The sequence below is a fragment of the Rothia sp. CCM 9418 genome (assembly GCF_048512825.1).
GTDB lineage: Bacteria > Actinomycetota > Actinomycetes > Actinomycetales > Micrococcaceae > Rothia.
Genome location: NZ_JBLXXX010000001.1, coordinates 1 through 20,620 on the forward strand (window position 1 = coordinate 1; position 20,620 = coordinate 20,620).

The 20,620-nt window shown below is 46.1% G+C and carries 22 protein-coding genes; 8 read left to right on the forward strand and 14 right to left on the reverse strand.

The genetic code is table 11. From position 1 onward, the window contains the following. The 4 genes from ACN083_RS00005 to ACN083_RS00020 form a co-directional block, all read right to left on the reverse strand. Positions 1–332 (reverse strand): DNA cytosine methyltransferase (locus tag ACN083_RS00005; protein ID WP_419100785.1); only part of this gene is annotated, 332 nt, incomplete at its 3' end. Continuing rightward, the gene (locus ACN083_RS00010) at positions 322–453 is read right to left on the reverse strand and encodes a helix-turn-helix domain-containing protein (protein WP_419101288.1); all 132 of its coding nucleotides are present in this window, start codon (positions 451–453) and stop codon (positions 322–324) included. The genes ACN083_RS00010 and ACN083_RS00005, both read right to left, overlap by 11 nt. Before the next feature lie 533 nt (positions 454–986). Next, complete coding sequence (gene ychF / locus ACN083_RS00015) at positions 987–2,072, reverse strand: redox-regulated ATPase YchF (RefSeq protein WP_419100786.1); 1,086 nt, start codon at positions 2,070–2,072, stop codon at positions 987–989. A 71-nt stretch (positions 2,073–2,143) separates the two neighbouring features. Beyond that, on the reverse strand, positions 2,144–2,470 hold the full coding sequence (locus ACN083_RS00020; protein ID WP_419100787.1) for a DMT family transporter: 327 nt from the start codon (positions 2,468–2,470) through the stop codon (positions 2,144–2,146). A gap of 182 nt (positions 2,471–2,652) precedes the next feature. Between ACN083_RS00020 and ACN083_RS00025 the strand changes: the two genes are divergently transcribed. The 3 genes from ACN083_RS00025 (at position 2,653) to rmuC (ending at position 5,804) form a co-directional block, all read left to right on the forward strand. Continuing rightward, positions 2,653–3,741: a sensor histidine kinase gene (locus ACN083_RS00025; protein WP_419100788.1), complete on the forward strand. Its 1,089-nt coding sequence runs from the start codon at positions 2,653–2,655 to the stop codon at positions 3,739–3,741. Between the two features lie 35 nt (positions 3,742–3,776). Continuing rightward, positions 3,777–4,397 (forward strand): response regulator transcription factor, encoded by a 621-nt coding sequence (locus ACN083_RS00030; protein WP_419100789.1) that lies wholly within the window; start codon positions 3,777–3,779, stop codon positions 4,395–4,397. Positions 4,398–4,463: 66 nt separating this feature from the next. Further along, positions 4,464–5,804, forward strand: coding sequence for a DNA recombination protein RmuC (rmuC, locus tag ACN083_RS00035; protein WP_419100790.1), 1,341 nt, complete (start codon positions 4,464–4,466; stop codon positions 5,802–5,804). A gap of 46 nt (positions 5,805–5,850) precedes the next feature. Here rmuC and ACN083_RS00040 read toward each other — a convergent pair whose 3' ends face one another. Then, positions 5,851–6,948, reverse strand: a complete 1,098-nt coding sequence (locus ACN083_RS00040; RefSeq protein ID WP_419100791.1) for a 4-hydroxy-3-methylbut-2-enyl diphosphate reductase — start codon at positions 6,946–6,948, stop codon at positions 5,851–5,853. Between the two features lie 23 nt (positions 6,949–6,971). Then, positions 6,972–8,108 carry a hypothetical protein gene (locus ACN083_RS00045; RefSeq protein ID WP_419100792.1) on the reverse strand — a complete coding sequence of 379 codons (1,137 nt, stop codon included), beginning with the start codon at positions 8,106–8,108 and terminating at the stop codon, positions 6,972–6,974. 106 nt (positions 8,109–8,214) lie between these two features. Between ACN083_RS00045 and xseA the strand changes: the two genes are divergently transcribed. Both xseA and ACN083_RS00055 read left to right on the forward strand, forming a co-directional pair. Beyond that, on the forward strand, positions 8,215–9,510 hold the full coding sequence (gene xseA / locus ACN083_RS00050) for an exodeoxyribonuclease VII large subunit (RefSeq protein WP_419100793.1): 1,296 nt from the start codon (positions 8,215–8,217) through the stop codon (positions 9,508–9,510). A gap of 43 nt (positions 9,511–9,553) precedes the next feature. Further along, positions 9,554–9,823 carry an exodeoxyribonuclease VII small subunit gene (locus ACN083_RS00055; RefSeq protein ID WP_419100794.1) on the forward strand — a complete coding sequence of 90 codons (270 nt, stop codon included), beginning with the start codon at positions 9,554–9,556 and terminating at the stop codon, positions 9,821–9,823. A gap of 94 nt (positions 9,824–9,917) precedes the next feature. Here ACN083_RS00055 and ACN083_RS00060 read toward each other — a convergent pair whose 3' ends face one another. The 3 genes from ACN083_RS00060 to ACN083_RS00070 are packed head-to-tail and all read right to left on the reverse strand — an operon-like array spanning position 9,918 to position 12,829. After that, positions 9,918–11,135: a pyridoxal phosphate-dependent aminotransferase gene (locus ACN083_RS00060; protein ID WP_419100795.1), complete on the reverse strand. Its 1,218-nt coding sequence runs from the start codon at positions 11,133–11,135 to the stop codon at positions 9,918–9,920. Positions 11,136–11,145: 10 nt separating this feature from the next. Then, complete coding sequence (locus ACN083_RS00065; protein ID WP_419100796.1) at positions 11,146–12,336, reverse strand: glycine betaine ABC transporter substrate-binding protein; 1,191 nt, start codon at positions 12,334–12,336, stop codon at positions 11,146–11,148. Then, the gene (locus ACN083_RS00070) at positions 12,326–12,829 is read right to left on the reverse strand and encodes an NUDIX hydrolase (RefSeq protein WP_419100797.1); all 504 of its coding nucleotides are present in this window, start codon (positions 12,827–12,829) and stop codon (positions 12,326–12,328) included. The genes ACN083_RS00065 and ACN083_RS00070 overlap by 11 nt, the downstream gene beginning before the upstream one ends. 113 nt (positions 12,830–12,942) lie before the next feature. Between ACN083_RS00070 and ACN083_RS00075 the strand changes: the two genes are divergently transcribed. Continuing rightward, positions 12,943–13,938, forward strand: coding sequence for a mechanosensitive ion channel family protein (locus ACN083_RS00075; protein ID WP_419100798.1), 996 nt, complete (start codon positions 12,943–12,945; stop codon positions 13,936–13,938). Between the two features lie 131 nt (positions 13,939–14,069). On the opposite strand, the gene ACN083_RS00080 is transcribed toward ACN083_RS00075, so the two are convergent. The 5 genes from ACN083_RS00080 to galU all read right to left on the reverse strand — a co-directional run bounded on the left by ACN083_RS00080 (position 14,070) and on the right by galU (position 19,587). Further along, positions 14,070–14,957, reverse strand: coding sequence for a LysR family transcriptional regulator substrate-binding protein (locus tag ACN083_RS00080; RefSeq protein ID WP_419100799.1), 888 nt, complete (start codon positions 14,955–14,957; stop codon positions 14,070–14,072). A 3-nt stretch (positions 14,958–14,960) separates the two neighbouring features. Continuing rightward, positions 14,961–15,383 (reverse strand): DedA family protein, encoded by a 423-nt coding sequence (locus ACN083_RS00085; RefSeq protein ID WP_419100800.1) that lies wholly within the window; start codon positions 15,381–15,383, stop codon positions 14,961–14,963. 500 nt (positions 15,384–15,883) lie between these two features. Continuing rightward, positions 15,884–17,542 (reverse strand): CYTH domain-containing protein, encoded by a 1,659-nt coding sequence (locus ACN083_RS00090; protein ID WP_419100801.1) that lies wholly within the window; start codon positions 17,540–17,542, stop codon positions 15,884–15,886. A 113-nt stretch (positions 17,543–17,655) separates the two neighbouring features. Continuing rightward, the gene (locus tag ACN083_RS00095; protein ID WP_419100802.1) at positions 17,656–18,549 is read right to left on the reverse strand and encodes a hypothetical protein; all 894 of its coding nucleotides are present in this window, start codon (positions 18,547–18,549) and stop codon (positions 17,656–17,658) included. Between the two features lie 144 nt (positions 18,550–18,693). After that, positions 18,694–19,587, reverse strand: coding sequence for a UTP--glucose-1-phosphate uridylyltransferase GalU (galU, locus tag ACN083_RS00100; protein WP_419100803.1), 894 nt, complete (start codon positions 19,585–19,587; stop codon positions 18,694–18,696). 168 nt (positions 19,588–19,755) lie between these two features. Between galU and ACN083_RS00105 the strand changes: the two genes are divergently transcribed. Both ACN083_RS00105 and ACN083_RS00110 read left to right on the forward strand, forming a co-directional pair. After that, entirely contained in the window at positions 19,756–20,358 is a 603-nt protein-coding gene (locus ACN083_RS00105; protein ID WP_419100804.1) for a 5-formyltetrahydrofolate cyclo-ligase, read from the forward strand. Between the two features lie 39 nt (positions 20,359–20,397). Beyond that, a complete protein-coding gene (locus tag ACN083_RS00110; RefSeq protein ID WP_419100805.1) occupies positions 20,398–20,583 on the forward strand; it encodes an FmdB family zinc ribbon protein in 186 nt (61 codons plus the stop codon). The last annotated feature ends 37 nt before the right edge of the window (positions 20,584–20,620 follow it).

A 20,620-nucleotide genomic window follows, 5' to 3' on the forward strand; every position in this document is an offset into this window, starting at 1 on the left:
CTTTCACCAGCAATACTAAATGCTTGACAGGGGAATCCTCCAATTAAAACATCTATTGGCTCTTTTAATATTGCTTCTCGTAAATCTGTATAGTAATTAATATCATTACTACTTTCTGGATGTAGTATTTGTTTTATATCACCTTCCAATAATTCATGATTGAAATTTTGTCTATATGTTTCACAGGCATATTCATCAATTTCATTTGCCCATAACATCTTAAATCTATTGTTTTTATACTCAGATTTTTGAAGACCTAAGCAAATTCCTCCAACCCCTGCAAATAAACTACCGACAGTAAAATATTTGTTTTTTTCTTTATTATTTTTCACTGTTTTTCTCCTTATTAGTATGATTAAATAATTCACTAACAGTACAATTAAATAAATCACATAATTTTTCTATTGTTTCAAAATCTATTCTTGTTGCTCTATTGTTATATAAGTTTGATATCGTTCTTCTAGTCTAGCCCTGTTTTACTATGAACATCCTGAATAGAATATCTTTTATCTCCCATTAATAATGATAATTTACATTCCAATTTCACATCTTCCCCTTTTGAATATTGATTTATCTCATTGTAAACAATATGGTGTCTATCATCAAGTGGTATGATGGTATTTTGACACCCCTAGCGATTTTTAACACCTCTAAAAATAAAAAATCCCCAAACCTTAAAAAGTTAGAGTTAAATTTGACGTATTTTAATTGTAATTAGGGGCTGTTATTACATAAATACCCTATTATAAGGGGCTTTCAGGGTCTGTGTTAAAGAATTTATTTGTATTATACTAGGTGTTATTCTTTCAATATAAATCATCTTAACCCGCCCGTAATAATGCTTTTGGAGTACCTTTAAGTACATTGTTGACGTCCATCATTGGTTACTCCGTAAGCCAAAAATTGGATACCGTTTTTACGTGTGACAAAGGCTGCGCCCGATTGAATTACCCCGCTCTGCCTCGGGCGCAACCTTCGGTGCAGGCTTAGACGTTAAACCTGAACTCGACAACATCGCCGTCGTGCATCACGTATTCTTTGCCTTCCATGCGTACTTGCCCACGAGATTTGGCTTCTTGCATTGAGCCGGCTGCATCGAGGTCAGCAAAAGATACAACTTCAGCTTTGATGAATCCGCGTTCAAAGTCAGTGTGGATGACACCGGCAGCCTGTGGTGCAGTGTCGCCTTGGTTGATAGTCCACGCGCGGGCTTCTTTCGGGCCAGCAGTGAGGTATGTTTGTAACCCAAGGGTGGAGAAACCTACACGAGCGAGTTTGTCGAGACCAGATTCGTCTTGTCCGCTCATCTCGAGCATTTCGCGGGCTTCTTCTTCGTCAAGCTCTACCATGTCGGCTTCAAGTTTTGCGTCCAAGAATACTGCTTCAGCTGGTGCAACAAGGTCACGCAATTCTTGCTGTTTCTCAGCTGATTGCAAGATACCATCATCAGAGTTGAAGACGTAGATGAAGGGTTTAGTGGTCAGAAGGTTGAGTTCTTTGAGGTAGGACAATTCAATACCTGCGGTTTTCGCTTGAGAGATGACGGTCTCCCCCGCTTCAAGAACTTTTTGAGCTTTACGGTATTCTTCGAGCTGGGCGGGGTCGCCTTTTTTAATTTTGACGGCTTTTTCCAGACGTGGAATAGCGTTTTCGAGGGTCTGCAAATCAGCAAGAATCAGCTCAGTGTTAATCGTTTCCATATCGGAGGCTGGGTCAACTTTGCCGTCTACGTGAATGACGTCGGGGTCGTCGAAGGCACGCACAACTTGTGCAATAGCCTGTGCGTCACGAATATTGGCAAGGAACTGGTTACCGAGGCCTTCGCCTTCAGATGCACCACGCACAATACCGGCAATGTCCACAAAGGATACAGTTGCGGGCAGGATACGTTCTGAACCAAAAATTTCAGCTAGACGGTTCAGGCGGGGGTCGGGAAGGTTAACAACACCGATATTTGGTTCGATGGTTGCAAAGGGGTAGTTCGCTGCAAGAACAGTGTTCTTGGTGAGCGCGTTGAAAAGGGTTGATTTGCCGACGTTGGGCAAACCTACGATGCCAATAGTTAAAGCCACACTAATACCTTTATCTTGTAAAAATTGTTGGAGTCTTGCTCATAAGTCTACTCGCTCTTTAGCGTTCCTTGTTAGTGGCTGGCAGCACCTGAGAGGTTAAGAATCAGTACACCAGCAATAATGAGCCCAACACCAATAACTTTGATGACGCTCAGAGGCTCACCGAGGAACACTGCACCAATACCAACGATGGCAGCTGTGCCTAGCCCGCTCCACATTGCGTAGGCAACACCTACAGGGATATCTTTGACCGCGTGTGATAGCCCAAAGAATGATAGTCCGTATAAGCTCAAGCACCCTAATGTGGGCAGTAGGCGAGTAAATCCTTCGGTAGTTTTGAGCAGTGAAGTTGCGATGAGTTCGGCGCCAATGGCAAGAAAGAGAAAGAGGTAGGGCATGGAGTTGTCCTTCAATAAGGGTTATGAGTAAGACGATGAGCGTAAAATCTTTTCCAGTCTAACAATAGCCTGCCATGAGAGCCGAAAGTTCGGGGTAGGGTCTCTCACCCTGACATTTGTCATGGAATACTTCGGTGGTATGACACTGGTTGAGCGCCGCCCTAAAACGAGATGATAATTGCATGAAAACACAAAAAATTACTCAAAAAATTTTAGCTCCTCTTCCTAGCCTCATTTTTCTAGGTTTTCCGATAGCCGTCCTTTTTCATGTAGCATCCACTCCTTTTGAACATATTATTGGGTGGGGTTTGCTCCTGATTTTTGCCGGAATCTATCTTGGCAATTTTGTGGTTATCGGTAAACATCCAAAGCGTTCATCAGCCACCATCGTTCCCCTCATCTATGGTTCGCTTTTACTTTTTCTGCCTATTAGCGCCTTGGCGTGGATATTTGGTGTTGAGATGTTCACGACCTTCCCTTATTTCGTTGCATTGTGGATGTTTTTGGCCCCGTTAACGGTTGCCATGGGCGTTTCCTTAGTCCTTAGCGTATTTTTTGTTGGACTCATCATCATGATTTCCCCTGATTCTTGGCCTGTAGCAATTAGCCCGATGATTGGTGTTTTTGCTATCTATTGTGCTGGGATTGCCAATGTCGTAGGAACAAAGCATCAAGAACGAAAAACTCAACTGACCGTTGAGAAAGAGCAATCTCGTATTGCCCGAGACTTACACGATTCGTTAGGCCAGACTCTCACCACTATTAATCTCAAAACACAACTCGTATCAGCCTTCCTCGATAGCGACGCCCAAAAGGCCCGTGAAGAACTCGAGAATATTAAAGAGCTCACCAGCACCGCTCTAGCACAATTACGGTCAACGGTCACGCGTCTTAAAACCCCTGGGCTATCTGGAGAGTTAGAAGATCTCAAAGTGCTGTTCTCTCACTGTGATATTCAACTTCAGCTACCGGAAAGATCTACGGCAGACCAGCGTTATGACATACTCTTCGGGTGGGTGCTCAGAGAAGCCTCAACCAACATTTTGCGTCATGCTAAGGCTTCTACAGTGACAGTTCGTGTCACGGAAAAGACCCTAGAAATTATTGATGACGGAGTCGGTATTGCGAAGGCTACCGATGGTCATGGAATACTGGGTATCAAAGAGCGTGTAGCAGAATCCGGTGGCGTAGTATCTATCACCAATGCCACCGATCGTCCGCGGCGCCCTGGTACACGTGTATTTGTTGATATGTCTGGTGCATCAAACTAGATGCACCTCCCAGTATCTGTTCTAAGGAGAGTGTGATGATACGAATTGTTATTGCTGACGATCAACAGCTCATCCGTGAAGCGCTGCGCACACTTCTAGAATTACATGATGATTTGACGGTCGTCGGGTTAGCATCTGATGGTTTTGAAGCGCTGACTCTAGTAGAAGAGGAGCAACCTGATGTTCTTCTACTTGACCTTGAGATGCCTCGTAGTAGCGGGTTTGATGTCCTCGAAAAACTTGCGCAGGGCCATAGTTCTACAAAATCCCTCATCATTACGACGTTCTCTCGCCCCGGATATTTGCAAAGGGCGTTAGAGAATGATGCGCGCGGGTTCATCGTCAAAGACACTCCAGCTGAAAAATTGGCACAGCACATTCGTGCCGTGCACGCTGGAGAAAAGGTTATCGACCCTCATCTTGCCGCGCAGTCTTGTATCGTCGGCAATAACCCGTTGACATCACGCGAACAAGAGGTGCTCAGCGTCGCTCATCGCGGTGATTCGATTCAGGCTATTGCCACAATAGTTCACCTCAGCGAAGGTACCACCCGCAATCATCTGTCTTCTGCTATTGCAAAACTTGGGGCAGCTAACCGGCACCAAGCCTCGCAGATGGCACAAGAACGCGGGTGGATTACCACACACTACACATAAACACAGAGCACGGGAACGTCCATCACCAATAGCTAACGTCGGTAGAAAAACACTAGACTAGTAGTTATGACTGATGCGACGTTCCCTCTTGCTCTTACCCTTGTTTTTATCCTTGGACTTTTCTTAGGCTGGTATCTTGGATACCTCAAATCAGGGTCTATCTCATCGTTGCGAGAGCATAATGCCCGTCTTAACGCCCAGCTCACCGCCTCAGAAAAAACGCAACAATACCTCACTCAACAAATTCAGGCGCTACAAGAACGTTCACGAGAAGACGCTGATGTCCTCCAAGCTCTAGCACCGGTCAAAGTGCAACTTGCCACGATGGAACGTTCTGTTCGAGCGATGGAGTCACAACGTTCAGAACAATACGGTGCAGTGTCTGAAGCGCTCAAAGCCTCAGCCCAAGTACAAGAGAATCTACGCACCGTCACACAGGGGCTATCTAGTGCGTTACGTTCATCTAGCGCACGCGGCGTTTGGGGTGAGACGCAGCTCCGTCGAGTTGTTGAAGCCGCTGGTATGACTAGACATGTTTCTTTTCAAGAGCAAGTGAGCGCAACGATTACACCTTCTCATGAACGAGAACGCATCATCCGACCTGATATGTTGATCCATCTGCCCGGGGAAAAGATCATTATCTTAGATGCGAAGACCCCGCTTAATGCTTATCTTAAAGCTCAAGAAGCCGGTGACGATGAGAACCTTGCACAGCAGGCTCTTGCTCAACACGTCAAAGAAGTTCGTGCCCATATCGACACTCTTGCTCGTAAAAAGTATTGGACAGGTTTTTCGTCTTCTCCTGAGCTTGTGCTCTGTTTCATCCCGTTAGAGTCTGCACTATCTGCCGCGTTACAAGCAGATAGTTCACTATTAGATGACGCTTACGCAAAAAACATTGCTCTGGTCTCCCCCGTATCGTTGTTATCTTGTCTAAAAGCTATTTCTTTCTCGTGGCGTCAAGAAACTCTGACCGACAATGCCAAAGAACTTCTATCGCTCTCTCAAGAACTTTATGAACGTCTTGGCACCGCGAGCGCACATCTACAGGGTATGGGCAGGTCGTTGAATAAGGCTGTTGAATCGTATAATTCTTTGGTTGGTTCTTTAGAGACCCGCGTGTTTGTGACAGCACGTAAAATTGCTGATTTAGATTCGTCGTCTATTTCATCTTCTCTGCGCAGTGACCCTTTAGATTCTTTTGCCAAGCCTCTTGGCGCACCAGAATTTGTAGGGCATGACTCCTCGTGGGAAGCTTCTTCTGCTGAGGATGAGGATGATTCGCCGGCTGTGATGATTGAACGCCCTACCCCACGCAATATGACGCCGAATACTTCTTCTCGTGTTTTCCCGCAACGCACAAACCCCTCAGATGAGCCTTTTGACTATGATTCGTGGAATAGCTAAAAGCGTCTGAGGGGTTTGAAAATCCCACCAATGGGGTTGGTAGGTTTTAACGGGTAGGTTTAGCTCCACGTCCGCCAAGTTGTCGCCCAGCATTCTCGTCATTTTTTAGTGCGGCACGAAGTTCTTTGGGCAAGGAGAAAAGAATGTCTTCTTTAGCTGTCTCGACTTCTTCGACTTTGTGATAACCATAGTCTTGTAAGAGGGCGAGGACTTCTCGCACGAGGACTTCTGGGACGGATGCGCCGGAAGTTAGTCCAACGGTTGCCACACCTTCAAACCAGCTTTCGTCTACTTGATGCGCGAAATCAACGCGTTCAGCTTTTTTTGCACCGTATTCTAGTGCTACTTCTTTGAGCCGAACGGAGTTTGACGAGTTTGCACTACCAACCACAATAACGAGGTCGGCTTGGGGTGCAATTTCTTTAATGGCGCCTTGACGGTTTGAGGTTGCGTAGCAAATGTCGTCGGATGGTGGGTCTTGTAAGGAGGGGAAGCGCTCACGTAAACGTGCTACGGTCTCTAACGTTTCGTCAACCGATAGTGTTGTTTGTGATAGCCACACAACTTTATTGGGGTCTCGGACAGTTACTTTATCGACTTCGTCGGGTGAGTTCACAATCTGGATGTGTTCAGGTGCTTCACCGGCGGTGCCTTCGACTTCTTCGTGTCCGGTATGTCCGATGAGCAGAATATCGTAGTCTTGTTTTGCAAAGCGTATTGCTTCACGGTGTACTTTGTTGACGAGGGGGCAGGTGGCGTCGATGGTGTTCAACTCACGGTCTGCGGCAGCGTTAACCACTGCTGGTGATACACCGTGGGCAGAGAATACGGTAACGGCACCTTCGGGTACTTCGTCCACGTCGTCTACGAAGATTGCGCCTTGTTCTTCGAGTGTTTCCACTACGTGACGGTTATGTACGATTTGTTTACGAACATAGACGGGGGCACCGTAATGGTCGAGAGCTTTTTCGACCGCGATGACGGCGCGATCGACGCCTGCGCAATACCCGCGGGGTGCAGCAAGAAGAACTTTCTTCTCCCCTTTGATAGGTGCTGCAGCCTCTATCTCTTCACGAGTTCGGCGGGTACGGGGCATTTGAGGCAACCCGAGAGAAACTGTTGAATCAACCTGTGTTGTGGACATAGATACTATGTTACGTGTTTCCGCTATATTCTGACACCTGCTGTGCGCTCTCTCGCACCTAGCGAAACTATGGAAAATGCCACACCCAGCAAAATTAGTACTATTCCGATAACCATCAGAGGAATAGTTAACGAGTTCACATAGTTCGTAGCAGAGTCAGTTATGATGCTGCTGAACCTTTGCACAAAAATTTTACCTACTTCGGAAGAAACTGCTTCATCTGCCTGCGCTAAAGGTTTTGTGCCTAAAAATATGCTTGAGCACCAAGATATTGCGCTCAGTGTTAAAAAGATGCACCCCGCGTAGATGCTTCGGTTCCTACCCCAGAGGATAACTCCTACAAGCAACGACAAGGCGCTAAGCCCGCAATATAGTTTCCATTGCTGGGCAAAGTGTTTTATCTGGTGGAGGTATTCTGCGGTTCGTGAGTGGGAGCTATCAAGAACAATCAGATGCTCGCCGGGGTGAAAAATACTGAGTTTATCGCCTAAGAATTGGACTAGTTGGCTGTTGACCTGCTCATAGACGGGGTCAATATCAAGAGCAATATTCTGATGTTCTTCCCCCACGTTATAACGGTGGGTACGAGTGACAATATCGTTCCAAATATGTTGGTAGGATTCTTGCGAAGTCACCGACTGAGCAGCCTTTTGGATATTCTCTTTGACGCGTTCACGCAACCAATTTTTGATAGACCCAAAAAAACCTTCTTCTTGACCTTCTCCAAGATAATTTTTAACGGTCTGATCTTTCATAATGTCCGCAACAACAGCGTCAGATAGCGCTTTTTGAAAGGACGAGTCTTGCCCTAATGGGCTCGCTAAAGAACTAAACCCTTGCTCTGAAATGATGTTTTGTTCTGCCCAATATCCAACACCGCCAGCAGCACCTAGCACGATAGAACATAGTGCACAAAGTACTGCGATAGTACGACGAACCATCAACCACCAGCTGTAGCTATTATCCTCAAGGTAAGGTATCTGATGATCAGCAGATGCAGACGGTGAACCCGAAATATGCCAATTACCGTCGACAGGTTTTCCGTAGTCTTGGGCTGTCTCATCCAACACAAGTTTTTGCGTCGGAGCGTCATCTCCTAGGAGTTGTATAGTAGGGCCGTCTTCACCGTTAGATGTGTGCTGGTATTGATGATTTCTCATAGATGCCCCTTCTGTGTTCTTTCTCATCACTATACTGCGGTGCCGTTGAGCAAGAAAATATTTGGTGGAGTAGAAGAAGGCTCTCAACTCGTGGGAGACTACCTATATGGATATTTCTTTAACTCCGCAGCTGATTCCGGCTGCTGAGGAACGTACGAAGAACCGCCCACTTCCAGAATATGGCGCTCAAACTGATGAGTATAACCCTTGGCCGGTACATCATTATTCCCAAAAACTTGCCGGCTATATTCATCGGTGCCCTGCAACCTGGGTTGAAGGGCAAATCATCGAATTGAACCCCCGCGGTCGAGTCACCTATTTGACGTTACGCGATGTGGAACAGGAAAAATCTATTCCAGTATTGTTGTATTCTTCAGTACTTACAGGGTTATCTTCACCGCTCAAGCACGGACAGCGAGTAGTCGTTCGTTTAGAGCCTAGCTTCTGGGAGAAGACAGGGCGCCTGTCCATGCGCGCTAGTGATATTCGCACAGTGGGCAGAGGAACACTTCTTGAGCAGTTAGAAAATCTGCGAAAGTCATTAGCGGAAGAAGGTCTTTTCGACCCTGCACATAAAAAGCCACTACCTTTTCTGCCTCAACGTGTTGGTCTCATTACGGGACGAGACTCTGACGCTTGCAAAGACGTGATACGTAATGCTCGTTTGCGGTGGCCGGCAGTACAATTCGAGATACGAGAAGTCGCGGTACAAGGGGCTCAAGCGCTACGCCAAGTCACACAAGCGCTTGAAGAACTTGACGCTTTAGAAGAGGTGGATGTGATCGTCATTGCTCGTGGTGGTGGCGCGATGGAAGACCTCTTACCGTTTTCTGAAGAGGCTCTGATGCGAGCCGTCTATCGGGCACAAACACCAGTTGTCTCCGCTATCGGGCATGAAGCAGATAACCCTATTCTTGATGAAGTCGCTGACCTTCGTGCATCTACACCGACGGATGCCGCAAAACGTATTGTTCCTGATATGGCTCAAGAACGTCTCTATATCACGCAGCTTCAAGCGTCGTTAATGCGGATGGCGTACCAAAAGATTGAGACAGAAAAATATCATCTGGCGCAGGTGCGTTCACGCCCCGTTTTAGTATCTCCTCAAACAACTCTTCTACGTTATGAGGAGGAACTACAGCACCTACGTAATCGGAGTTTTACAACAGCTCATTCGCTGTTATTACGTTCACGTGAGGTTCTTTCACAATTGCGTTCACGTGTTCACGCGTTATCTCCACAGCAGACGCTTGAACGTGGATACGCTTTGGTTCAAGACTCTTCGGGGAAACTTGTAACCAGTGCACAAGAGCTACACGAGGCGGATATCGTCACCCTTCGCTTTGCACAAGGTTCTGTCCAGTCACGTATTCTCAGTGACGCTAACTCAAAAAATAATTAGCCGATAAAACTCCCATATTTTGACTCTCTCGAAGGAGAACATCATGACCTCTAAGTCTTCAGAAAATATTACATTTACATCATCTATTTCCAACGTCCCGGTAGAAGACCTTTCGTATGAGCAGGCTCGTTCAGAGTTAATGAACGTCGTGACGGCAATGGAATCTGGAACTTCTAGCCTTGAAGAAATTATTGCGCTATGGGAGCGAGGAGAAGAGCTTGCAAACCGTTGTGAAGCATGGTTAGACGGAGCACATCAACGCCTTAACGCTGCACGACAAGAACGCTTAGAACAGAATTCTTCCGAATCATAAATCAGCGCACTTTGGGACATAAAAATCAGGTGGTGGGGTACAGAGCCTAACGTTCTGCACCCCACCACCTGATAGTTCTCTTACCTAGTATTTTCTACTGTCGGTAATCTGCTAAGAAGTTTCCGAGTTTCTCCAACGCTGTTGCTAGTGTTTGCGTATCAGGTAAGAACACTAAACGGAAATGATCTGGTTTAGACCAGTTAAAAGCTGTTCCCTGACTAATAAGAATCTTTGACTCTTTAAGCAGGTCAAGAGCAAATTTTTCGTCATTAGAAATATTGAATTTCTCGATATCTAGTTTGGGGAATAGATAGAGAGCGCCTTGAGCAGGTTGACAGCTCACCCCATCTATATCGTTGAGCAGACGGTATGAGAGGTCACGTTGTTCTTTGAGTCTGCCACCTGGAAGTATCAAATCATTAATAGATTGGTAGCCACCTAATGCTGTTTGCACAGCATGCTGTGCAGGAACATTAGCGCATAGACGCATTGAAGCCAAAAGTTTAATACCTTCAAGATAGCTTTCAGCCGCCCATTTAGGTCCGGTAATCGCAACCCACCCAGAACGATACCCTGCCACGCGATAGGCTTTTGATAAGCCGGAGAACGTCAAACAAAGGACATCGTCTTTAGTCAATGATGCAAGGTGTACCATGCGTGCGTCATCGTAGATAATTTTTTCGTAGATTTCATCAGCAAATATGACCAGTCCGTGTTCTCTGGCAAGACCAACAATTTGAGATAAAACATTTTCGGAGTAGACCGCGCCGGTAGGGTTATTCGGGTTAATAATGACGATACCGCGAGTTTTCTCAGTAATTTTTGAGCGGATATCTTCAATATCTGGTTCCCACCCGTTGTTTTCATCGCAGAGGTAATGTCGAGGAACTCCCCCCGCTAACGCAGTTGACGCTGTCCAAAGTGGGTAGTCCGGTGAAGGAATAAGAATTTCGTCTCCATCGTTACAAAGTGCTTGTAACGTCATCGGAATGAGTTCTGAGACCCCATTGCCGAGGTAGACATCGTCAGGGTCTAGGTTGAGGATTCCTTCATTCTGGTAGTACTGTACGATAGCGGTTCGTGCTGAGTAGAGACCTCGTGAGTCAGAGTATCCTTGGGTAACTGGTAAGTGCTGGATGATATCGCGCATAATAGCGTCAGGCGCTTCGAATCCGAACGGTGCGGGGTTGCCGATGTTGAGTTTGAGGATTCGATGCCCTTCAGCTTCCATCGCCGTTGCTTCTTCGAGGAGGGGGCCTCGAATGTCGTATAGAACGTTATTGAGTTTTTGAGATTGCTGATAAGTTTTCATGTTGCTTAGATTACTCTCTTGATGTTTTTAACCAGAATTTTGCAACATCTTCGTTGCTGATTGCGCCTTGACCAGAGGTGAGCCGGTTGAATTCTGTGAGATCTGTGGAGCTAAGTCGAGATGACACTGAATCAATTGCTTCTCGTGCGCTTTGAGGTAGTTCTTCTGCTCTAACAATAGGAACTATCTGTTGTGAGATAAAGATACCAGCAGGATCTTCTAAAATCGTGTAGGCGTTATCTTCAATCGTTGCTGAGGCGGAGAAGATGTCTGCAATCTGTATATGATCTGCAGCGAGTTCTTCTGAAAGTTTTGCTTGGCTGTTAACGGGTTGGAAGTTTTTAGGAACGCAGTGGTAGTAGCGTTCTAGCGCTTGAAGACCATAGGAGCGATGTTTAAAGCTTTCTGGCGCCCCAAGGGTGAGGTCTTTACAGTATTGACCAATATCCGAGAGGGAGCTGAGCTGGTATTTTGCGGCGGTTGCTTTGGTAACCGCTAAGGTGTCTCGGTTCTGAGCTGAGGCAGGTTTGAGGGTGCTCAGCCCATCTGGTAGAACTTGTTTGATAGCGTTGATAATTTCGTTATCGCTTAGCCCTTGAACGTTGAAACCAGTAGGGGTTGATGTTGGAGTGGGCGTTTTTTGAGCAGAGGCCTCGTTGTTATGTGGTGTGAGCTGGTCGAGGTTCGGGTCGTATCCTTGTGTTGTAGGGACAGATTCTTCGCCGGCTGCTTGATCATTTTCGCCCCACCCGTAGGTGTACATTGCGTTAGGATTTTCTTCCGCTATTTTTCGGCGTTCTTGCTGGATATATGCGGGGCTAAACTTTCCATCGTTCGTGAGGTAGAGCAACAAGTTTCCTGAGTAGTCAGGCGTGATGTCTACGGTGGTAGGGTCGTTATAGGGGCTGTCTTCGTTGGCTGGTTGTGACGGGCTTGGGGCCTGCGCCGCTTCCATCGCTTTGAGGTATCCGGCTCTATCTTTTCCGGTGTCGACGAGTTCGGTCGTGTACCCAGCTTCTTGTAACGCCTGAGAATATATGGTGGCGATGAGCGCAGTTTCTTCTGAGATTCCAGTCGAAATACGAATTGTTCCGTAGGTCGGCGCCGAGGGGTCTACGGTAATTGTTGTCGAAGGCGAACAGCCGCTGAGCGCAATAGCGCAGGTGGCGAGCATTCCTAGCCACGGGGCTTTAGCTTTCATGTGCGGTGTTCCTTTCATCCGTTAGTTGGTTGCTGAGCTGTTGCTGTACCCAATCAGTGATGTTACGGTATCCCATCATACGAGCGACGTCTTCGAGGAGGGAGAGCTTGGGAATATTTTCTAGTTCTTCGATGGGTATCCAGCGAGCTTGGTCACTACTTCCGTCGGTTTCGTGAGTGAGTTTCCCCGCGATAATATGCGCACGATAGACCATTCTTAGCGCACAAAAAGGCATTTTTTGATGTTTTTCTAGGGGAAGGTGTAAAGCATGTAAGCCTAGTAGCCCGTCAGTTTTAATAAGATACCCGGTTTCTTCAAAGACTTCTCGTTTTACGGTGTGCTCAGGTTGTTCGGGTGGTTCCATTCCCCCGCCGGGAAGTGTCCAAGCGGCACGTTCAGGTGCATGCGTGGGAAGGAATCTGGTCAGCAGAATTTTTCCTTGTTCAATGATGACAGCGTACGCTGCAGGTCGGGTTTCCATGACGATAGGCATAGTTTCTATCCTATCTGGTTCGTTGTGTGACAAGACATTTTTTCGTCGTTTCTTCCTCCGTTAGGGTAGAGAAGAGACGATTGACGTTCCTAAATCATGAGAGAAGTGATGTGATGATGTTTAGTACACGGTTATTTTCTTTAGGGTGGTGGGATTCCATACGCTCTGTAGACTTTTGGCTTGGGCATCCTTTACGAATTTTGTTCATTATTATTTTTGCTATTGTCCTTCGTAGCATTGTTGAACTGTTAATTCGTCAGCTGACGCAGTCTCTTGCTCGAGGCACTCGCATGAGGGTAATACGTACGGAGCAGGATAAGAATATGAAGGTTTCTCTTCCAACGTTACGGTGGGAGGAAGACGATTCTATTGTTCGTTCTCGTCAGCGTCAGCGCGCCCAAACAGTTGGTTCGGTATTACGTTCGGTCTCTTCTATCGTGATATCTGCTGTTGCATTAGTGATGATTATTGCTGAGTTAGGTTTTAATATTGCGCCAGTCATTGCTTCTGCCGGTGTGGTCGGTGTGGCTTTATCTTTTGGCGCGCAGTCTTTAGTCAAGGATTATTTATCCGGTATTTTTATAGTTGCTGAAGACCAGCTCGGAATTGGTGATTGGGTTGATTTAGGCGAAGCCTCTGGCACCGTAGAATCGGTGGGTTTACGTGTCACCTCTGTCCGTGATACTAGCGGTGTGCTGTGGCATGTTCGCAATGGCGAGATTCTTCGGGTTGGCAATTCCTCTCAGGGATGGGCTCAAACAAATATTGATATTCCAGTTCCGTATGCCGCCGATGTTGAGAGGTTAAGTACTTTCCTCCTTTCTCAGGTGCACACTGCCTTATCTTCATCTGATGTTGCTGAAAGTATTCTTGGCGATCTTCAATTTTTGGGTGTGGAGTCTCTCAGCGGTGAGGCTTTGACTTTACGTTTTTCCATGAAAACAGCACCTGGTGAACAATGGCGGGTGGGGCGTCTTTTGCGTCTTGAGTTGAAGAAGGCTCTTGATGAGTATGGTGCGCAAATTCCTCTACCTCAGCATTCGATAGTCCATAGTGGTTCCTCCTCGGTACAGGTTCCGCCTGTTGTTGAGAATTCCGCGCAGAAGTAGCGTGACTCTTATTTTTAGATTGTTCTAAAATGCTGGTGGGGTTGGACAGATCATCGTTTCTGCTCAACCCCACCATTTTATGGTATCCACACGGTACGGAGCCTTATACGCTCATATCCGCAGGTTTGCTGTTATCGGCGTCGTTGGCGTCGTTTTTTACGGTCTTGTTGTTCTCGTTTAGCGTTTGCTACACGTTTTTTATGTTTTTCTCGTGCTTTTTCACGTCGTTTTTGTTCTGCTTGAGCGGCTACGCTTTGGCTACTGCGAGCAGAGTTTTCTTTTCGTCCACGAGTGATTCCCACAAAGTCTTGGATAATTTGTTCGATGTGTTCTTCACGGTGGTAACGTTTCCAGATGAGTTGTACGGGTACTTCTTTGATGTCCGGAATCACACGGTATGTGAGGTCTTTACGATGATGCAGACGCGCAATACTCATGGGGACGATGAGAAGTCCAAGGCCTGCTGCGACGAGCTCAATCGCGTCTGCGGTGTTTCTCATCAATGGTAGTTTTTGTTCTGTTTGCTGACGATAAGGGGCAGAGATTTTTTCCCATTCAGGGACAGTATGTGCCGGTTGGAGAAGGCTTTCTTCCGCAAGTTCTGCAATCGGTATTTCTTCAAGCAGGGTCAGAATATGATCGGTAGGAAGAACTACCACGTTCTTTTCATGGTAGAGAGTGATGGCATGGAATTGGTCTTTTTCAAAGGATTCTTGGTGAGCCGCTAAGCGTGTCAACACCATATGAGCCAATGGAGTCTCACCTTCTAGGCTTGCCCGTGTAGCGTCTTCCTTCAACGCAAGTTCTTTGAGAGGACAGAGTTTTCCGTATCGTTCTTGCCATCGAGAGAACCACTTGCCAGGCATAATTCCTGGTACGTACCCGATACGAAGTTCTTGTCCTTCGTCTTTAAGTTCTAGAGGGTGTTCTTGGTCTTTGAAGTGAGCGAGCAGTTCGAGCTGCTGTTCATGAGCGTATGAACCAGTTTCTGTGTGGTTCTCGCTAGTGTGGGCTGTCATAGCTTACAAATTAGCATGTCTTGAGCGGTTATGAAGAGTACGTTTACCAAGATAAATGAACAGTGAGAGAGCTATCAAAAGAATGATTGCTGTTATGAGAACAGTTGGTTGTTGAATCCAAGCCCAGATAACAGCCATCCCAACGGTGGAATAGATACAAGCCCACATTAAAGTTCCTATGAGCATGGCGGGGATCCAGCGTTTCAAATGCATGCGGGTAAAGCCCGTGGTGAGAATGACGGCAGTTTGAAAGCCAAGGGTTAAGAAGCATAAGGGAACGGCAAGTACTCCCCAACGGTTGATGAAGTACTGAGCACGGAGGTACATCGGGGTTTGCATCAGGTACCGGATACGTGCCAATTTAGCGCTGCCGGCAGAGGCAATCCAGCCGAGCATAAAGACTAGGCTCGTTCGAATAATCCCCACGATCCAGAAGAAGAGCAGAGCCCAGTGCCATTGTAGGCTTTGTATCCATTCAACCACGGCTATAGTTTATCCGGTTTTGAGGGTACCGCGTTCGAACATCATGTGACTATGAGGATTTTCTCAGTAGCTCACTAGTTTGGTGTTCGGAGAGAGCTTTTTACCCGTAAAACTTAGGGTATCCTTTGTTCTTTTTTAGGTAATATAAATTTTTTCTTCAAAAGACTAGCCAAAGACTGTTCAATTAGGTTATATTTTTATTACCAAATAGTTGAGAGCTTGTGGGAAGCAATCAACAATATGGTTTCGAAGACTTTTCTTCCTGTGTGTGATGCAAGTGCCTAGTCAAGTAGAAATACTTGACTAGGCACTTCTTTTTAACTGTCTTAACATGCAAAAAATGAGCCGTTGAAAACAACACCAGAAAATATACACATCAGGTAGTTTTTCAACGGCTCACAGGGTGAAGAACCTCCCCCCCCCTCCGATAGGAGGAAGAAAAATCAGGACTTTTTCTTAAACTTCAGTTTCTTCAGCTCCAACATCAACTCGGGAATACGAGAAATTTCCTTTGCACGAAGCTGAACAATACGAGCATCACAGCTACCTAACAAATACCCGATAGCAAGACGATCATTCTGACGACGAGTAGCACGACGCAACGTAGCCTCTAACCACGTTGCAATCACTTTTTCATCAGAAAGAATCGACAAAGAATCATAGAAGCCATCACAAATACGCCATAATTTTTGCTCAGAAGTATTGAGTGGCATCCCAGCAGATTCAAAAGCGTCCAAACAATATTTTGCTCCTTGACCTGCACGCCGAATCTTGAACAATAAAGTATCACGCTGCTCATCAGAAGCTACATCCTCAGCTGAAGGCTTCCATACATGACGGTATTCTTGACCAACATATGTACGGAGTACTTTACGCAAGTGCTGAGAAACTTTACGAGTATATTCGTCAGAATCTTCAGGAAGCTGTACCAGTTGTTTGAGGTTATTCATCAAGTACACTAAATCTTTTCTTAGCTGTAGATACTCTGGCGAATCAAGAACACGAATCAATACCTTTGACGCAACCTCGCTATCGGAACTAAGGTACTCATCAAGTTCACGGCGAGCTGTTTCCGTAATAAGCCCTGGGCGAGTATCGACAGACCACATGAAGGTCGTCAGAATCTCGATATCTCGCGCAGAGGCAAGACCTCCCATCAGATGCTTCAGATAACGAATATCGTCTTGAACTTTTTGGCAAGACGTATCATCACTGATATAGGGCAATACTGCATAGCGCAAAATCGCTTCAACTTGACGAGCACTCTTACGCATACCGTGCACCGCGTCAGGGGCGTCAGAACGAAGCTTCATTTCCCAAATCATCAAGTCTGAGGTTAAAGAGTGAAGAATCTGACGCAAAAATTTCTGAGAGCTCTTCGGCCGTGATGTTTTTTTCTTAGATTTCTTTTTAGATGAGCGAGACGGCGTTGAGCTCTTCTCAGAGGTACAGCCTTCTAGTCCTTGGCGTCGTGCTTCAAAACATTCATCTTTACCCAGTGCACGAGCAATCTTTGCAGTAGATTGAGAAAGAGCAATACCAAGATTGGTGAAAATTACTTCACAGGCGGTAAAAATATCTGCGGGGCTTACTAGTCCCGCATCTAATAGTTCAACTTCCCATTCTGTCCAAGAACGCTCAATGTTCGTCGAAAAATCTAGTGCGCGGACTTTGTCTTTGCAGATTTCAGCAACTTTAGTTCCTTCAGCATCGACCAGTACAGTACGTTCACGTTCTGTCAGCAAAGAGACTGTTTCATAGAGTTCGTCGCCTAAAGTCACAGCACGAACAAACTTATGAACGGCAGCAGGCATCCGTTGGCGGTCTGCCAATAGAGGAAACCCAATTTCATGGCGAGCTCCGGCGCGGTCATCAAATTTGATATGCCAGCCTTGATCGTATCCGCCAAGACGTCGACGTAAAGCTACCATATTACGGCCCAAGTCAGCGTCTTGAGTGTCAAAATAGGTTGCTTCTAGATGCTCGGTGATATTTTCAGAGACCTCAAGATTTTCAAGAACGTTCCAGTCGATAGGTGCAATATCTGCTTGGGGATCAGTCAGCTCATATTTACGTTCTACTTCTAGATGATGAGTTGCCATCGGATTTTGTGCTCCTGGGTCAGGGGGTAATAAGGAGGAATAGCACCGTTATTTTCTTAGAGATAACGGACAACACCCACTATCAAAATGATAGCGGGTGTTGTCTCAAAATATTAGGCTCTACGTCGTTTAAGAATCTCGTCTAAAGTCTCTGTGGCGCCTCGTAGTCGTTGAGCTTGTATCAAAGTTTGAGTTTGGCTCCTAGGATACGAAGGTTTCTTGAGCGGTTCAGGTTGTTGTCGTTCAACAACTGGAACTTTCAGATACGTAGGAATAGGTGTTGGTGTTGGTTCCCACGAAGAAACTGCCGATTCGAAAGGTGGGTCGAGTTTCTCTTTATCAGTAAAAGCCCCGCGTGCAGTCCCCTCTAGCTGAGGGCGTTTCGAGGTGTCGTGAGTACGTAGGTAACGTAAAGATTTTGCGGCATATACGCTGGGTTTCTGATTTTGACGAGGTACAGGCTTTGTTCTTCGCGATGATGGTGAGGAAGTTGCTCCTTCTGATGTAGCAGAACGACGTTCTACAGGAGAAGAAACAGGAGGATTTTTCTTCTTCAAAATGATTGAAGAGGCATTCATGGAAGAAGATGAGAGCTGCTGTTTTCTGCGTTTTTTAGCATCTCGTAGCGCCAAGAATCTCAACGTTGAGATACAGCTGAAGGCTCCAAGGAATGATATTCCTGCAATAGGCCATGTTTTTGCTCCCATGAGAGCGAAAATCGCTTCCCCTACTGAGAAAAGGAAAAAAGCTAAAGCCATCATGAAAATGATGATACGCCCATAGCGCAGAGTATACGTTGGTGTGTAAGGCGATGAATGTCGCGGTGTAGGAGCTGCAGTTTTAGAGGATTCTGGTAGTTGTTCTTCAAGACATACATCGTGCGCATAACGTTCTGCAGAGATTATCGTTGTCAGAGCTTTTCTGTTTAGCATACGAGGCACCGCAAAAATAAGCAGTACTGCAAGAATGACTAAGGCGCTGGTTGCGCCTAAACCACTAAGCTCCATTACTTCACCTCAACAGGCCAGTTATCGTGTGTTTTGCACACTAGATGACGGCTCTAAAACTTTTACATGTAGATACTAAGGATACGTCATATAGCTGTTGGGGGACGTGTATTACACGTCCCCCAACAGCACTAAAATGTATTTTTATTGATTTTTAACGAACTCTTTCAGCCATTCAAGAAGATCTGCTCCGAGATCTTCACGTTCAGAGGCAAGAATAACATTCGCTTTAAGGTAGCTAAGCTTATCGCCAGTATCGAAACGACGGCCTTTGAAAACGACACCATACACGCCCTCAGACTCATCTGCAGCAAGAGTTTGCAGAGCATCAGTAAGCTGAATTTCGTTGCCACGGCCGGGAGCAGTGTTCTCAAGAACTTCAAAGACCTTAGGGCTTAGAACATACCGACCAATGACAGCATAGTTTGAGGGTGCATCTTCGGCGGAAGGTTTCTCAACAAGCTCAGAAACTTTGAAGAAATCTTCACCTTCTACGTGCTCAATAGCAGCAGCACCATAAGCAGAAATCTGTTCGCGTGGAACCTCCATCAGCGCAACAACAGATCCCCCAGTCTTCTGTTGCACTCGAACCATTTCAGAAAGCAAGTCTTCTTTTTCGTCGATGAGGTCATCACCAAGGAGTACCGCAAACGGTTCATCTCCCACATGGACTTTAGCACGCAACACTGCGTGGCCTAGACCTTTCGGATCTCCTTGGCGAACATAATGTAGCTCACCGAGATCATTAGAATCAAGAACAGTTTTTAGCAAGCTGTCTTTACCTTGTTCAGCGAGCTGAGCTTCAAGAGTAGGAACACGATCAAAATGGTCTTCTAAAGCTCGTTTGTTACGTCCTGTAATCATCAAAACATCGTTGAGTCCAGCTTTAACAGCTTCTTCAACAACATATTGAATTGCAGGACGGTCTACTACAGGAAGCATCTCCTTAGGAGTTGCTTTAGTTGCGGGAAGGAAGCGAGTGCCTAGACCGGCTGCAGGTATTACTGCCTTTGTGATAGTTTTTTTCGGGTCAGTCATAAATACAACAATACTCTAAGACCTTCCCCTCTTGCAGAAAATGACGAGAGAAAAAATGGCGACAAAACATATAAAACTATTTCATCACATGCACCTAACAAGGAGGACAAGAATATCTTGAATCATGAGATGATATGTTCTGTCACTTGTTCTTTTTACAACATCGATATGTCTTTTCAACACCAGCACTTAACTGCGTATAAAGCAGCACTCCGGTCAAATATCAGAGAGCAACGTCGTATTTTTTCCTCACGAAAAGACGCGCAAAACGCATTAGATATCCAGCTCAATAAACTCGTAGAGAGTTTGGCCTTACCACAAAAATCAATCATTGCAGCTTTTTTACCTTTACCTACAGAACCACCTATACTTCAAGGTTTAAAAACCCTAAATAACCGCGGGTACACTATTATTGTCCCGATAACAACACCGCAGAAAGCTCTCCTATGGGCGCCGTGGACAACCCAAAGCACCCTACACACTAATTCTTTGGGCATCTCAGAGCCAGCAGCCCCCTACCAAACATCACAGGCTTTCTACAATGCACAGCTACGACTCATCCCTGCACTAGCTATAGGGGCAGATGGGCGTCGTCTCGGTCAAGGCGGAGGATACTATGACAGGCTTCTAGCAGACGACCCAGCCCCTGATAAGAACTATGGAATTACTTATTCCTGGGAGTTACTCCCCTCCGTCCCCGCAGAGCCATGGGATGCGAAGCTTCTTCACGTACTTACCGAAAATGGTGTCCGCGAATTATCCGTACAGTAGAATATTCCACGACACATAGACTCATCGGAGGAGAATTACATGCCGGTTTATCAATACCAGTGCAAAAACTGCGAGTATCTTTTTGAAGAACACCAGTCGTTCACAGACAAACCGCTCACGACCTGCCCTCAATGCAATGCTGACCAGCTACGCAAAAAATATGGAACAGTCGGAGTTGTCTTCAAAGGTTCAGGCTTCTACAGCAACGATAAAAGCAGCTCCTAAAATAAGATGTGAGGAGGGACAACATTAACATCGTGTT